Raw genomic sequence first — 14,520 nt, 5'->3', positions numbered from 1 at the left:
TTGAAATACGTAGAACTACCGTATGGAACTGCAGGAGAGGTCTGTCAGTACTGAGGAAGCGGCGTCGCCGCGGCGTGTTCGAGCAGGCTGACGACGTGTTCGACGCGCGCATGCAGCGCTCCGTGCAGCACTGTGTATGGCATCCCCGCGGCGTTCAACTGGTCCAGCGTCCAGCGATGCTGGCGTTCGCGGAAGGCGGCGTCGCGCCGCGTCCCGTCCTGCACGAAAGGAAAATCGGGAGCGCATACAAAGGTGTGCGCATACGGCCGGGCGGCCAGGGCGCGCACCGCCGGGTCGACCCGGCCGTAATCGTGGCCGCTGTAGAAGACCGTGGTCAAGGCGCTGCTGTCGCACACGAGCCAGCGCCGGGCCTGCTGCGCGAGGCGGTCTTCCAGCGCCAGCTGGCCATCGGCGATCGCCCGCATGTCGGGGTAGTCCAAGCGTCCGCCCTGCTCTACCCAGCGTGCGCGGCCAACTTCCGGCACCCACACCGTGCCGAGGCGTCCGGCCAGGGCCGCGGCAAGCGTCGTCTTGCCGCTCGATTCGCCGCCCAGCAGGCAAATCCGTTCGACGAAGTGTGCATACACGCGCGGATCGAGGAAGTCCCGGTGTGCATGCGGGTCGCGCCGGATCGCCGTGCCGGAAACAGGGACGGCGGTCCGCGCACGGTCGACGCAGACGTGGGTGACGGGCGACGACATGCCCATGCGGGCGCTGAAATGATCGGACATTGCAGCGGCGAAGCCGTCGCCATAGTCCTCGCTGGTAAAGACGGCATCGACCGCCACGCCGCACACCGACCAGCACAGCCATGCAGTGAACCGGCGCTGCACCGCGTCCGCAGCATCGTTCTCCGGGAAGGGCAAGGGCGCGATCCCGCGCTCGGCGCACAGCAGCGGCAGCGAGGCCTCGTCGATCACGAGACTCATGACCTGCGGATAGAGGTCATCGATCCAGCGCTGGCGCAGGACGCGGCCGCATCCGGGAAAGCCGGGCGAGGTATAGCTGATGACGAGCACTTCCTCGCAGGCGGCCAGGGCCGCGTCGATCAGGTGCATGTGCCCCCGGTGCAGCGGGCAGAACTTGCCGACCACCAGGCCGCGCCGGAAGCGTGCCGCCTGTCCGCTCATGCCCCGGCGCCTTTGGCCTGCGCCCGGGCCGCGGGCGGGTGGGCCAGCGTGCGCCACCAGCGCCAGGCGATGATGGCGTTCACCCAGTACACGGCATACAGGCCCGCGGTCAGGTACAGTTCGCGGCTCGCGTACAGCGGCACCGCCAGCGAATTCACGGCGAGCCAGAAGAGCCAGTTCTCGATGCGTCGTCCCATCAGCAGCAATTGGGCGATCACGCTGAAGACGAGGACGGCCGAATCGAGAAACGGCGCATAGGCGTCGGTCCAGTAATGCAGCATGGCCCCATAGGCGGCGCTCGCGGCCAGGCCGGCCGGCACCGTCCAGGCCAGGCTGCGGAAGTCGGCGGGCGCGACGCGCAAGGCGTGGCCGTGGTCGCCGCGCAGCCACTGGCGCCAGCCGATCGCGCTCGATAGTACGAAGAACACCTGCAGCACGACGTCGGCATACAGCTTCGATTCGAAGAACAAGAGCGCGAACAGGGCGCAGCCCAGCATGCCGGTCCACCAGGTATGGATGCTGTTGCGGCCTGCAAGCACGATGGAGAGGGTGGCCGCCGCGTTGGCGCCGATTTCGAGTGGTCCGATCATGTATGGGCGCCTGCCAGGTCCGAGGTGTATTGCAAGGTCTTGTCGTCCGCCAGGAGTTCGTGGATGGCGATCGGCTGGGCGCCGAACAGCAGCGCCAGCGCCGAGCGCGCTGCGTGCGCGATTCCCATCGAATCCCTGGCAAGCGCGAGTATGACACTCCCGTCCACGCCCTGGTGAAACGTAAAATGGGAAATCGGCAGCGGACGCAGCGCATGGGTGATGTCGATATTGCTCAGCCATGCGCCATTGGCCAGGAAGCGTACCGGACGCCGTCCGGACAAGTCCACCAGCACCGGTCCATCGGGGCCAAAGGCGAGCGAGGCGAAATCGCCGGTGCGGTAGCGCAGGAGCGGAAGGCAGAAGTTGAAGCCGCCGGTGACGGTGATCTCGCCGCGCCCGCCCCGGGCCACGGGCTGCCCGGCTTGGTCCAGGATCTCGACGTAAAGCTGCGGCTGGAGCAGCAGGTGGCCGCCGGCGGCGGCGTCGAACACGCCCACCGGACCGACTTCATTGAGCGAATAGATATCGAGCACCGGGCACTTGAAGCGCTTTTCCAGGCGCTCGCGCAGGCCGGCATGCAAGGCCATCGACACCGAGATCAGGGCGCGCGGCGCGTGCGTGACAGGGAGTGTCAAATACTCGGCGAACGAGATCGGGTCGCCGGCCACCAGCTCCGGCGCCAGCGCATCGAGATAGCGCGCACGGTCGCCGGGCGAGCGCCAGTCGTCGGGATGCAAGTTGATCTTGGCCAGGCCCGCTTCGTCCATCGCAGGCGTCACCGACACATAGGTGAAACAGCGCTGCTGGAACCCGAGCAGCACCACGCCGACCTGCCCGCCGCCATGGCGCAGTTCGATGCCATGCCTGCGCAGTGCGCGCTTGTGGAACGCCGCGTAGCGCGCCGCCACTACCGGATGCGAGGCAATCAGCAGCGGGTGGCCGGTGGTGCCGGTGGTGCGGAAATTGATCAGCCGGTCGATCGGCACATGATCCGGCACGAAGCGGGCGATGTCGCGCGCGAATTCGGCGCGGCCGATTGGCGCAATGTCGGTGAAGCGCAGCGGCGGCGAGCCCAGCGCGCGGTAGTACGGAACCTGCCCGAAAACGCCGGCGGCAAAGGGCGTGACCCAGTCAGGCAGGCGGCCCGGCGTCCAGCCGACCGTGGCCTGGGCCACCTCGCGCTCGTAGCCGCGCACCGCATCGACCTCGTGCGCGAGCAGGCGGTTGCCGCTCTCGTTGCGGAAAATCGGGGCAAACGGGTGATCGCGCATGTACGCGAGCGTGCGCCGCCCGCGGTCGCTCAGGGTCGGAAAACGCTCCAGCGTGAAACCATGGTCTGTCACTCGCGGGTCCACTTGTCGGCCGATTCCTCGGCCGCCTTCTTTGCCAGGGCTTCGCGGATCTCGCGTGCGCGCTGCTCCGAGGCCCGGCTCGCGGCAAGCAGTTTGCGGCGAGCCGTCGCGCTGATCGCGGCCAGGCGGTCGGTCGCCTGCGCCAGCGTTTCTCCTTGCGGGCGCCAGTCGAAAAAGGCCAGGACCACGCGCGCCAGTTCTTCACGCCGGTCCGGGTCGTTGACGAATTTGTGGGCCGGGGTTTCCACGGCCAGTTCGGCCATGGCATCGGCCAGCAGGCGCGCCAGCCTGGCCGGCGCAAGCCCTTGAGCGAGGAACCAGTCGTCAGCCAGCAGCCAGACTGCGATCATCACCAGTGCCAGCCGGTTGCGGTCGACGTGGGCGGCGCTGCCGGCAAAGCTGTTCAAATCGGCCGCAGTCAGGCGCGCGCCATGCATGCGCGCCAGGTCGTTCACGAGGGCCGGGACGGCGACGCTGCCGCTGGCGCCGACCACCGGTTCGGCGAGAAAATCGGGCGGCGTCTCGGACAGACGGCGGGTCAGGGTTTCGAGGACGGGGCCGGGATTGTTCATGGTGGACTCGCAAATTTGGCAAAAACCTGGGTCGAAGGGCAATCTGCGCAGACGCGCGGCCTGCCGGCAGTGCGCGCCTGGGCAAGGCGCGGCGCCAGGCCGGCGATATCCTGCGCCGACTGAAGCTCCTCCAGCGGCACGCCCAGCTCCGCACTGGTGAAATGGCAGGGCGCGACCCGGTTGTCTTCATCGATGAAAAGGAAACGCTCGCCCGGGCCGCAGTCGGGCACCGCCAACGGCCGCCCTTCGGCGCTCGCTTCGATGCGCGCGAGGTAGGCTGGACTGGCGCACAGGCGCACGCCGCGCGCGGCCAGTTCGGCCTGCAGGGGCGGCACGAGCGCCGTCAAATCCCGCGCATCGTGCGGCGTGAGGCGGTGCGCGGGAAAGAACTCAGGACGGTCACGCCCGCCCAGCTGGTTGAAGGTGATCTCGTCGACGCCCCAATCGGCCAGTTCGCGGCACAGGGCCGCGAAGTCGGGCAGGTTGTCGTGCATGACGACGATATTGGCGCGCAGCTTGCAGCTGCTGCCCGTTGCCGACCGTTCGGCGGCAAGCAGCATGACTGCATCCCTGAGCCGCCGCCAGCCGCCGCGCCAGCCGCGCAGCGCGTCGTGCAGCGGCGCGAACCCATCGACGCTGACCGTCAGTTCGCTGAAGCTGGCCAGGACCTGGCGCCGCACCTCGATCCGGTGCAGGGTCGTGCCGTTGGTGGTGGCGCTGACCCGGATGCCGTGGACCTCGTGCAACAGGGCCGACAGCGCGAAGACGGGCCGCCAGAGCAGCGGCTCGCCGCCGATCCAGCTGACCAGCACCGGCTCCTGCGTCTCGCGCCGATAGGCGCCCAGCACGGCGGCGAAATTGCGCACCACGTCCGCATCGGCCTCGCGCCGCACGCCTGGCAGGCGCCGGTCGTAGGCGCAGAAGGAGCAGGCCAGGTTACAGCGTTCGGTCACGCGCCACAGGACGATCACCGCCGCCCCCGCGGCGCCGCGTCCGGCGCGTAGTGACGGCGGCTAAAGGCGCGCGCGAACGCGACCAGGTCCTGCATGTCGGCGATGGCGTGGATGTCCCAGCCCTGCTCCTTGCGCGCGCGGCGCAGGGTGTCGCGCATGGCGGCTCCGTACCAGCTCGTCTCCGAGTCCCAGTCCTGCCCCAGGTTCAGCGCCATGGTGCCACCCGCGCCGCCTGCGGCCAGTGCGCGTTGCGCGACGTCCCAGCCGCTGTTGCCGTGCTCGTCCTTGTCGAACATCGTGGTAATGCCGTCGTCCGAAATGTGCAGGATGTGGGTGGGACGTCGCACGCCGCCGTCGAAGGTCTCGCGCAGTTTTTGGATCGGGAAGCAGGTGCTGCCGCCGAAGAAGCCGGTCAGCACGCGCAGCACGCTGTCGCCGTCGCGTACGAACCCGCGCGTGGACTGGAACTGGTTCTGGCCGCTCCACAGCGTCACCTGCACCGACGACCCGGCGCGCAGTGCCGACAGGGCAATGATGGCGCCGGCCAGGGCCAGGTAGGACGTGTTGACCTGTGGATTGGGCATCGAGCCGGAACTGTCGACGTACATGTCGAGGTCGACCGGCAGGCGCTGCGGCTCGGCGCCGGCGTCCAGGCTGCAGGCGCGGCGCACCGTCGTCAGGCCCGGTACCGGGACCGGGCTGATCGCCATGCTCTGCAGCCAGTCGATCTCGTCGAGCGGGTCGCCGATCTCCCATGGTTCCAGCGCTTCGAACTGCGGCTCGCCGCCGGGCACGCCGCTCCTGGCCGGAAACGAAACCAGGTGCGGCAGCGCGCGCTCGCGGTAGTAGCGCACGGCGATGTCGTGGTCGTCGAGCGTGAGGCCGGCCGCCTTCAGGATGGCGCCATATTCGAAAGGCTCGCGTGCCTGGCCCTGCGCCGACTCGGTGCGCTGCGACTCGCCGCTTGTCCCGGACATGTCGTCGCTGCCGGTGACGCGCGGGTCGTAGGCGGGGTGGACAGCGTCCGAGATCTCATCCGGCTCGATCTCCTGCAGGCCGGACGGCGCCGAACCGGCGGCCGCGCCCTGGGTGTCGTGCAGCGCACCCAGTTCGTCCAGGCTGCCCGCCTCGTCGACCAGGTAGCGCAGGAGCAAAGTGGCGAAACGCCCTGCCCCGGCCATGATGTCGTTCGCATACACCCGGATCAGGCGCGCACCCAGCCAGGCGTCGGACTCGAGCCCCTCGACTTCGGCGCCGTCGCCCGATCCGCTCCCAAGGCTGCCCTTCTCCAGCTGCCACAGGTGCTCATAAATGCGCATGTACAGCTGCCATACCGCGCCGGGCGGATGCGCGTCCTTCTTCTGGCGGGCGGCAGCCAGCTTGCGGTAGATGTCGGCCATGCGCAAGCCGGACTGGCGCTGCAGCCGGTCGTTGATGCAAAGGTCGGTATACAGGTTGGCGACCATCGGCGCCCTGTCTTCCAGCGTCGGCAGTGCGCGCCGCACGCGCGCCAGCATGCGGAAATGTTCGCTGGCGCTGCCGGGGGCGAGCACGTGATGGCCAATCTCGTGGGCCAGCACCTCGACCGCATGGTCCTGCAAGCCGAGCGCAGCCACCGCCTGCATGTCGATCACGATGCTCTGGTCGGCGATCCGGATCGCCGCGAAGCTGCCCACCAGCCCTTCGGCCGCCGCTTCCACGGTACTCGCGCACAGACGCGCATCGTGCAGCCGGGTGTAGCGGCTCCAGCAGGCCAGCGCCTGCGGCCAGGCCGCGCGCCATGCATCCATCGCATCGCGCGCCGGGTGCGGACGCAGCGTTCGCAGGTCCATCATTGGCGCGGCACCAGGCGAATGGCGTGGGTGAACGGCGAGCTGATGGCGAGGGTGCCGCCGCTTTCGCACACGGCCAGGCCCAGGGCCGGCAAGTCGAGCGCGAGTTCCTGGCGGCCGACCATCAGTCGAGCGCCCTCGGCCCGGAAGGCCGGCACGGCGGCCGCGGCCTGCTCGAATTCTTCGGCATCGGCGCCCAGCAGCACGGCGCCGTAGGCGTCCGCGCGCAGCAGGAAGTGGCGCCCGGCCGCCTGCACCAGGAAGCCGCCCGGTGCGGCACGCACCTCGGGCGGCGCGCCGAACATGCCGCCGAAGCCGGAAAAGGCCCCCACGTCCCGTTCGGGCAGGCCGACGCCGTCCTCGGCATGCCACCAGGGGTCGCGCTCGAGGCGCGCGCGCAGGCTCTCCCACGACCCGCCGAAGGGGCTGCCGAAGGCGGCCAGGGCTAGGGCCTCGGGCAAGCCCCTGGCAATCGCGATGGCCTCGCTGCGAAAATGCGCGGCACCCGAACGCCACGCGGCGATGACGCCGACCGCGCGCAGCTGCGAGCGCGATTCGATGCGCGGCGCCAGCGCCGCCAGCTCCGCGATCCACTGGGTGCAGCGCGCGCCGGGAACCCGCTCGAGGTGCAGCGCGGCGTTGCTCAGCATGCCGATGACGGCCGCCGGCTCGCGCGCAACCAGGTGCGCCAGTCGCGGCAGCAGCGTGCGCCAGAGCACCGCCAGGAGCGTGCTGCGCGCTGCACGCCCGACCAGGCGCAAGCCTGTCAGTTCGAGCGCGATGTCGTAAGCGTCGAACGCGGCGCTCTGCGCGCACTCGGGTGCAATGGCGGCGACCGCGTCCACCACGCCGTCGACGCCTTCCATGAGGAAGGCGCCCAATGCCTCGTGGTCGAAGCCGGGATGGCGGCGCGCTGCCTCGCCCGTGCGGCGGTTGAATTCAGCGCGTCCCGCCGCCAGGGCCTGCGCAAAGGCTGGAGTGACCATGCTATTGCGACCGCAGCCAGGTGAGGTAATTGGTATAGCGCTGGTGCAGGTACTTCAGCTTGAGCAGGTCGTCGTACAGGTGCCCGTACAGCTTGCGTCCCTTGACCCGTTCGGCGACCAGCTTCTCGATCCGCACCAGGCGCGAACGCGTTTCGCGCTCCGACACGCCATCGAGGCCGCTCTCGAACAGGCGCGCCATCTCGCCCACGGCATCGTCGTGCTCCAGGTTCAGGCGCGTGTAATCGTCGTTGGACAGGTCGAACAGGCGGCGCAGCCAGCTGACGCGGTCAAGCCGGTAAGCCGCGTTTTCGGGCAGGCCGAAGAAGGGCGCATCGAGGTCCGGCTGCAGCTTGTCGTGCAGGACAAAGGGCAGCACCTGGCGCAGGTCTTCCAGCGCCACTTCGCCGTTGCCGCGGAAGTAGGCCAGCGCCTTCGCATACACCAGCAGGGTCGTCAGGTTGCGCACCGAGACGCCGTTGCGGCTCTGGCAGCCCAGGTCCTTCAGCCGGTCGCGCCCGGTGTCGAGCGCGGTCACTTCGTGCCAGGCGGCACCGGCCAGGCGCGCTGTGTCCTTGGTCATGTATTCGAATTGCCCGCCCGCGCTCTCGCACAGTTCGAACTGGCTGGCGAAGAATTCCAGGCGGCGCCGCACCTGTTCGGGCACGGTGATGGCGCGGATCGCCTCGCCCATGGCATCGACTTCCGCTTCCGAAAACACCAGTTCGCGCGGCATCAGTTCTTCCGGACGGATGTCTTCTTCGATGCGCACCAGCAGGTCGTTCAGGAAGCGCGGATTGAAGGCCAGCGCCTGGACGATCACGTCGATACGGTCGCGCAGCGCTTCGATGACCTGGAAGGTGCCGCCGCCCTGGTCGTCGTTGGCCGTCAGGTACCAGGCCGACTCGGGGCAATCGAACACCTGGTTCAGCACCTCGGCGTAGTTGTCGCCCATGACGGTCAATAGCGCGCTCTGGGTGCGGGTCGGGATCCGGTTGTATTCGTCGATGATCTTCACGCGCATCGACAGCCAGGCGCGCCAGGCAATGCGGATGTCGCTCATGCTCTGGGCGTTGACCAGGTCGGCCGGCAGCGGATTGCCAAGCAGGTCGGCGATCGTCATCTGCGGGTGGCCGTGCTGCATGGCGCGCCGCACCTCGCGCACCGAGGCGCCCGACAGGACGCCCATCAGGATTGCGCTGGCAGTCTTGCCGCGCCCCGGGCCGCCGATGAACAGGCATTTGCGGCGGGTGGCGAAGGTAAGCAGCGGCAGCAGGATGAAGCTGGAATAGCTTTGCGCCGACGGGAGCGTCAGCAGGCGCCGGCTGTCGCCGACCTGGAAGGTCTGCGGCGCGCCTTCGTTGTATTCGATGTCGTAGTGCGGGCTGATGATCGCCTTGTTCACGATCCAGAAATAGGCTTGCCTGAGCTTCTCGTCGAGGGCGCGGTTGTCGGCAGCGGGCTCGCCCGCATCGGCGATCGGCCCCCGGTACAGGTCGGCGACGTCGAATTCGCGTGCCTTTGGCGCCGTGCGCGGATTCGTGGGCGCGCGTGAAATCTTCTGGAAGAAGTCGAACTTCATGAATGCCTTCCTGTCGGGGAATTAGCCTGCCGAGCCGATGCGCCGCGCGCCGGCATGGCGCGCGTGGCAGCTGTCGATGATACGCGGCCAGTGTCCCGAGAGCAATTTTTTGTTCAGAAACCGACACGGGGGATTTGATCCTCATCAGGCGGTTGTTTGCGCCTTTACAACGGATCGTGCTTGTACCCACGCTGCGGGCCGCCAGCGCCGCCGCTGGCCGCTGTTGTACAATCGCCCTCCCCCCTATCCAGCCCGCCACGATGAGCGCAATGCCTCCACGTTCAAGCACACAGGCCGCCCCACGCGGCTGGTGGGCGTTATGGCTGGTCACGCTCGTCTTCCTGGCCCAGCTCTTCGCGGCCACCCAGCACGAGCACGAATCGAGCGCGACGGCGCAGCATTGCGTTGCCTGCGCCCTGCACGCGCAGCCGTATGCAGCGCCGCCGCCTGCCGCACTGGCGGCCGCGCCGGTCAGCTGGCACCTCGTACAAACGCTGCTCGCGCCCCTCGCCGCGCGCCTGCCGCTGCTGCGCGCCGACTGGCTGCTGCCCCTGGCCCACGCCCCTCCCGTTTCCCTGCTCCCGTTCTGAACCTGCGCCGTCCGGCCTAGTAACCGGGCGCGCCGCGCCGGCACAGCTGTGCCGCCGCCTTACTCAACGATCCGCCGCCGCAGGCACGGCCGTCGTTCGCGTCCGCAGGGGCGCGGGCGGCGCCGTGCCATGCGCCGGCCATGCAGGGAACCACCATGAATTTCAAGCATCACTTTCTCGCGCTCGCCGCGGGCACCTTGCCTTGCGCCGCACTGGCGCAAGCATCCATCGAAACCGTCGAGGTCAGCGCCAGGCGCACGGCCTACCGCGACCTGGCCGTGGCCGGCGCCACCAAGACCGACACGCCGTCACTGGACCTGCCGCAAAGCGCACGCACGCTCGGCGCCGACCTGCTGCGCGATGCCGGCGTTACCAGCCTGGCCGGCGCGCTCGAACTGGCCAGCGGCATGGCGCGCCAGAGCGACCTGGGCGGCCTGTGGGACAGCTACGCGATGCGCGGCTTTACGGGCGATCCGAATTTTGGCTCCGACTACATGGTCAACGGTTTCAATGCAAGCCGCGGCTACAACGGGCTGCGCGACATTGCCGGTACCCAGTCGGTCGAAATCCTGAAGGGGCCCGCCGCGGCCCTGTATGGACGAGGCGAGCCGGGAGGCACCGTTAACATCCTCACCCGGAAGCCGCGCTTCGTGCCCATGCAGAGCGAGGAAGCAGCCCTGGGCAGCCATGGCACGCGGCGCCTGGCGTCCGACCTGACCGGCCCCGCCAGCGCAAGCCTCGCCTGGAGGATCAACGGCGCGCATCAGCAAAGCGATGGTTTTCGCGACGGCGTCGCCAGCGAGCGCAGCTACCTGGCGCCGTCCGTGGTCTGGCTGGCAGGCGAGCGAACGACCGTCTCCTGGGAAATCGAAGCCGTACGCCAGCGCGCGCCTTTCGACCGCGGCATCCCGGCGGTGGGCAGCCGGGTCGACGCGCTCCCGCCATCGCGCTTCCTGGGCGAACCCGGCGACGGCAGCACAAAGATCAACTCGCTCGGCCACCAGCTGTTCGTCCAGCATGAACTAAAGGACGGCTGGTCGCTGCAAGGCGGCGCGGCGTATCGCGACAGTGCGCTGCGCGGCTTCTCGAGCGACGCGCATGCACTGCTGGCGGATGGACGCACGCTGCAGCGCCAGCGCCGCCACCGCGATTTCTCGGCGACCGACCGCTCGGCGCGCATCGAACTGCTGGGCCAGGTGCACGCGCTTGGCATGACGCACGCACTGCTGTTTGGCGCCGATAGCTACCGCTTCGACGACTGGCGCGTCCAGCTGCGGCGCAATCCCTCGGCGGCGGCTCCCTATGCGATCGATATCTTCGCGCCTGAATACGGGACACAGGCCGCGCCGCTGGCGCTGTCGATCGACACCCACGAGCGCCAGCAGGCGGCGGCTGTCTACGCGCAGGACCAGGTCAGCCTGGGTGCGCACTGGAAGGCGCTGGCCGGCGTGCGCGCCGACCGCTACGGCCAGCACGTGGACAATCGCCGCCTCGGCAGCAGTGCCAGCCAGCGCTTGCGCGCCATTAGCCCGCGCCTGGGCCTGGTGTACCAGCCGTTGGAGACCGTCTCGCTGTACGCCAGCACGGCGCGCGGTTTCCGTCCGAACAGCGGCATCGGCATCGACAACACGGCCTTCCCCGCCGAATCGAGCCGCGCCCACGAAATCGGCGCAAAGCTCGACGTGCCGGCCGGCCTCGCCGCCACGCTGGCGCTGTACCGGATCGGCAAGCGCAATGTCCTGACCACCAATCCGCAGAACACCGATTTTTCGCTGCCCGCCGGGGAAGTGGCCAGCAAGGGAATCGAACTGGACGTGGCCGGCACGCTGCGGCGCGGCCTGAAGCTCTCCGGCGCCTATGCTTTCACCGATGCGCGCGTCACGCGCGGCGACAACACGATCCGCAGCGGCAGCCGTTTCCCGAACGTGGCGCGCCACTCGGCCAATGTCCTGCTCATCGCCGGCGACGCGCGCGCCTCGGTCGGGGGCGGCGTCGCCTATGTGGGCGAACGGCCGGGCGACGTCGCCGCCTCGTCGGACTTCATGCTGCCGGCTTACAGCACCGCGCGCCTCCTGGCCGCCTGGTCTCCAGACAAGCACTGGCGCCTGGCTGTGAACGTCGACAACCTGTTCGACCGCCGCTACGCCGCCAGTTCATACAGCCGGCTGTGGATCGCGCCTGGCGCCCCGCGCAGTGCGACGGCCACCCTGTCCTACCGTTTTTAGGAAGCCACTTATGCAAACTCCCAACAAACGCATCGCCTCGATCGACGTCGTGCGCGGCCTCGTCATGCTTCTGATGACGGTCGACCACGTCCGCGAAACCTTCTTCCTCCAGCACCAGGTGAGCGACCCGATGGACGCCGCCGCCACCAGCCCTGCCTTGTTCTTCACGCGCCTGGCTGCCCACTTCTGCGCGCCGCTGTTCATCTTCCTTACCGGCCTGTCGGCCTGGCTCTACGCCCACCCGCCGGCCGGGCCGCGCGATGCCACGGGCTTCCTCGCCAAGCGCGGCGCGCTCCTGCTCGCGCTGGAACTGACCGTGGTGAACTTCGCCTGGACCGGCAGCCTGACGCCGTCCATCCTCTACCTGCAAGTGATCTGGGCCATCGGCCTGTCGATGCTGGCGCTGGCCCTGCTGCACCGCCTGCCGCTGCCGCTGCTGGGGGCGATCGGCATCGTCATTGTCGGCGGCCACAATGCCCTGGCAGGCGTCTCTTTCGAGCCGGGCAGCCTGGGCGCCGCGGCGTGGACGGTGCTCGAACAGCGCGGCATGCTGGCCGAGGGCGCGCTGCGCATCAAGGTCAGCTATCCGGTGTTGGCCTGGATCGGCGTGATCCTGCTCGGCTACGCCTGCGGCCCGCTGTATGGGCGCAACATGCCGGCCGCGACGCGCCGGCGAAGCCTGGCCTTCGCGGGCGCGGCCTGCCTCATGTTGCTGGCAGCCCTGCGCGCGACGAACCTGTACGGCGAGCCGCTGCCGTGGTCCGTGCACGACGAGGCCCTGCACACGGCGATGTCGGTCCTGAACTTCACCAAATACCCGCCCTCGCTCGACTTTATTCTGCTGACCCTGGGCGCCGGCTTGCTGGTGCTGGCGGCCGCCGAGCAGCGCGACAACGTGTTCACCCGCATCGCTGCAGTCTTCGGCGGCGCGCCCATGTTCTATTACCTGCTGCACCTGTACGCACTGCTGGTGCTGCAGCGCATCGCGGCCGCCGTGCTGGGCGTGGCGCGCGCCGACCTGGGCGCGGTGTGGCAGGTGTGGGCGCTGTCGGCGCTGCTGGCCGCGGCGCTGTACTGGCCGACGTGGCGTTTCGGGCGCTACAAGCGCGAGAGTGGCAAGGCCTGGGTCAGGTATTTCTGATGCCCTCAGCGCGTGCGCATCAGCCACACCCGGCTGCGCTGGCCCGGCACCAGGCTGCTGTTGACCAGCGCGATGCGGCCATCCCGGCTGACGGCCAGCTTCGAGCCGAGCAAACCTTGCTGGCTGCCGTTGCTGCCCCCGGGAGGCGCTGCGCTGCCGGGCACGGTCCTTGGTGCGGAAAAATGGCGTCCGCCGTTGCGCGAGACGGCGAAGCCGAGCGCTTGGGGGCGTCCCGAAGCATCCATGCTCTCCCAGGCCACCACCAGCGTGCCGCGGCCGTCGCCGGCCAGCATCGGATAGGCGGCGCCCTGGCTTGAGAGCGTGCGCGCCGGGCCGAAGCCGGCGCCCGGCGCGGCGCGCGTATGGCGCACGGCGCCACCCTGGGCGTAGACCAGGTGCAGGCTGCCGTCCCCACCCGCCGCCAGCCGCGGCGCATCGGCCGCGCCTGCGCCGCCGCCCACCAGCAGCGGCGCCCCGAAGCTGGCGCCCGCATCGAGCGAACGGGCGACGCGGATGGCGGCTTGCGGGTCTTCGCCCACGGTCCAGGCGAGATGGACGCTGCCGCCCGGCCCGAGGGCCAGCGACGGCGCGCGGGCCGGGCGCTCGTCGTCGCCCGCGATCCGGCGCGGTTGGGAAAAGCTGGCGCCGCCGTCGATCGAACGCGACAGCCACAGCGCGCCGTGGTACTCGGTCCAGGCGGCGAATACGCTGCCGTCCGCGCCGATGGCGAGATCGAGGCTGCCGTTCGACCAGGTGCGCCGGTCGCGCCGTCCCTTGCCGTCGCCGCCGCTGGAGCGCGACAGGTTGAGCGGCGCGGACAAGGCCGCGCCGCCGTCGTTTGCGCAAGCGAACAGGATGTCGCCGCCGTGCGAGCCTCCAGAAAAAATGATTTCCTGCCACAGCAGACAGAGGCGCCCGCGACGCGTTGGATCGGCCGCGATGCGCGGCAGCCAGGAAAAGGTGGCGGGACTGCGCGACACGTTCACCGGCGCGCCAAACCGGCGGCCCGGCGCCAGGCGGCGCAGCCAGACATCGCGGCTTTTCTGATCGACCCAGGCCAGGGCCAGGGCGCCATCGTGGTCAAAGGCGACGCTGGCGTCGTCAACATAATCGTAGCGCGAGCCGTTCTGGCGCCACGGGCCTTTATCGCCGCGCCCGGTGGCGATCTCGACCGGCGCCACCCAGGTCTGCGCCGCTGCCGGCTGCATGGCCAGGACCAGAACCAGAACCAATAGCGTTGCACGCAACATGACGGCCTCCCTGTCGCCAGCCTAGCACCGCGCGCGAGCGGGCGGCGCCATGCCTTTTGCGCGCCATCCGCGCCGCGTCCGCACTAATATGGATGAGTGTCGCCGCAAGAGGGTTTTCGGCGCCATGCACGAATAAGGATCAGCGTTGCACGGCTTGCAATTGCGGTTTTCCCTTAGTTGCAAATCAGTATATTTGCTGGTACAACCAAGCCTGCGTACGTACCTGTTCACTAAGATCCGACGGAAGCGCCCCAGGCGCAAAAGAGATCGCGAGCAACAGGTGGACGGTTGGGCAAAACTTATAAACAGAGACCGAGGAA

General features: G+C 69.0%; 12 protein-coding genes. 3 read left to right on the top strand and 9 right to left on the bottom strand.

Translation table 11 applies throughout. The annotated features are described in order from the left end of the window. Positions 1-44: 44 nt before the first annotated feature. Genes NMB41_RS11565 through NMB41_RS11530 form a run of 8 tightly spaced genes read right to left on the bottom strand, consistent with a single transcriptional unit; the run spans position 45 to position 8,994 of the window. A complete protein-coding gene (locus NMB41_RS11565) occupies positions 45-1,130 on the bottom strand; it encodes an AAA family ATPase (protein WP_494382588.1) in 1,086 nt (361 codons plus the stop codon). After that, positions 1,127-1,720 (bottom strand): nicotinamide riboside transporter PnuC, encoded by a 594-nt coding sequence (pnuC, locus tag NMB41_RS11560; protein WP_494382587.1) that lies wholly within the window; start codon positions 1,718-1,720, stop codon positions 1,127-1,129. The genes NMB41_RS11565 and pnuC overlap by 4 nt, the downstream gene beginning before the upstream one ends. Continuing rightward, on the bottom strand, positions 1,717-3,063 hold the full coding sequence (locus NMB41_RS11555; RefSeq protein WP_494382586.1) for an acyl-CoA synthetase family protein: 1,347 nt from the start codon (positions 3,061-3,063) through the stop codon (positions 1,717-1,719). Before NMB41_RS11555 ends, pnuC begins: the two co-directional genes overlap by 4 nt. After that, complete coding sequence (locus tag NMB41_RS11550; RefSeq protein ID WP_494382585.1) at positions 3,060-3,644, bottom strand: hypothetical protein; 585 nt, start codon at positions 3,642-3,644, stop codon at positions 3,060-3,062. Before NMB41_RS11550 ends, NMB41_RS11555 begins: the two co-directional genes overlap by 4 nt. Then, entirely contained in the window at positions 3,641-4,615 is a 975-nt protein-coding gene (locus NMB41_RS11545; RefSeq protein WP_494382584.1) for a radical SAM protein, read from the bottom strand. Before NMB41_RS11545 ends, NMB41_RS11550 begins: the two co-directional genes overlap by 4 nt. After that, a complete protein-coding gene (locus NMB41_RS11540; RefSeq protein WP_494382583.1) occupies positions 4,612-6,432 on the bottom strand; it encodes a VWA domain-containing protein in 1,821 nt (606 codons plus the stop codon). Before NMB41_RS11540 ends, NMB41_RS11545 begins: the two co-directional genes overlap by 4 nt. Then, positions 6,429-7,415, bottom strand: coding sequence for a hypothetical protein (locus NMB41_RS11535; protein WP_494382582.1), 987 nt, complete (start codon positions 7,413-7,415; stop codon positions 6,429-6,431). Before NMB41_RS11535 ends, NMB41_RS11540 begins: the two co-directional genes overlap by 4 nt. A 1-nt stretch (position 7,416) precedes the next feature. Continuing rightward, on the bottom strand, positions 7,417-8,994 hold the full coding sequence (locus NMB41_RS11530) for an AAA family ATPase (protein ID WP_494382581.1): 1,578 nt from the start codon (positions 8,992-8,994) through the stop codon (positions 7,417-7,419). A 269-nt stretch (positions 8,995-9,263) separates the two neighbouring features. Here NMB41_RS11530 and NMB41_RS11525 point away from each other — a divergent pair, with 269 nt between their 5' ends. From NMB41_RS11525 to NMB41_RS11515, 3 genes are all read left to right on the top strand, one after another. Next, positions 9,264-9,584 (top strand): hypothetical protein, encoded by a 321-nt coding sequence (locus NMB41_RS11525; protein WP_494382580.1) that lies wholly within the window; start codon positions 9,264-9,266, stop codon positions 9,582-9,584. 155 nt (positions 9,585-9,739) lie between these two features. Further along, positions 9,740-11,809 (top strand): TonB-dependent siderophore receptor, encoded by a 2,070-nt coding sequence (locus tag NMB41_RS11520; protein ID WP_494382579.1) that lies wholly within the window; start codon positions 9,740-9,742, stop codon positions 11,807-11,809. Positions 11,810-11,819: 10 nt separating this feature from the next. After that, positions 11,820-12,950, top strand: a complete 1,131-nt coding sequence (locus NMB41_RS11515; RefSeq protein WP_494382578.1) for an acetyltransferase domain-containing protein — start codon at positions 11,820-11,822, stop codon at positions 12,948-12,950. 5 nt (positions 12,951-12,955) lie between these two features. On the opposite strand, the gene NMB41_RS11510 is transcribed toward NMB41_RS11515, so the two are convergent. After that, positions 12,956-14,200 carry a sialidase family protein gene (locus NMB41_RS11510; protein ID WP_494382577.1) on the bottom strand — a complete coding sequence of 415 codons (1,245 nt, stop codon included), beginning with the start codon at positions 14,198-14,200 and terminating at the stop codon, positions 12,956-12,958. Positions 14,201-14,520 lie beyond the last annotated feature (320 nt).

The sequence above is a fragment of the Massilia sp. FBCC-B171 genome (assembly GCF_059134155.1).
The sequence above is the reverse complement of the archived record's forward strand: the minus strand, read 5'-3'. Positions and strand labels throughout refer to the sequence as shown.

Coding starts and splice junctions, on each gene's coding strand:
- NMB41_RS11565 (WP_494382588.1), bottom strand. CDS start 1,130: ATGAGCGGACAGGCGGCACGCTTCCGGCGCGGCCTGGTGGTCGGCAAG.
- NMB41_RS11520 (WP_494382579.1), top strand. CDS start 9,740: ATGAATTTCAAGCATCACTTTCTCGCGCTCGCCGCGGGCACCTTGCCT.
- NMB41_RS11550 (WP_494382585.1), bottom strand. CDS start 3,644: ATGAACAATCCCGGCCCCGTCCTCGAAACCCTGACCCGCCGTCTGTCC.
- NMB41_RS11540 (WP_494382583.1), bottom strand. CDS start 6,432: ATGATGGACCTGCGAACGCTGCGTCCGCACCCGGCGCGCGATGCGATG.
- NMB41_RS11510 (WP_494382577.1), bottom strand. CDS start 14,200: ATGTTGCGTGCAACGCTATTGGTTCTGGTTCTGGTCCTGGCCATGCAG.
- NMB41_RS11535 (WP_494382582.1), bottom strand. CDS start 7,415: ATGGTCACTCCAGCCTTTGCGCAGGCCCTGGCGGCGGGACGCGCTGAA.
- NMB41_RS11525 (WP_494382580.1), top strand. CDS start 9,264: ATGCCTCCACGTTCAAGCACACAGGCCGCCCCACGCGGCTGGTGGGCG.
- pnuC (WP_494382587.1), bottom strand. CDS start 1,720: ATGATCGGACCACTCGAAATCGGCGCCAACGCGGCGGCCACCCTCTCC.
- NMB41_RS11515 (WP_494382578.1), top strand. CDS start 11,820: ATGCAAACTCCCAACAAACGCATCGCCTCGATCGACGTCGTGCGCGGC.
- NMB41_RS11530 (WP_494382581.1), bottom strand. CDS start 8,994: ATGAAGTTCGACTTCTTCCAGAAGATTTCACGCGCGCCCACGAATCCG.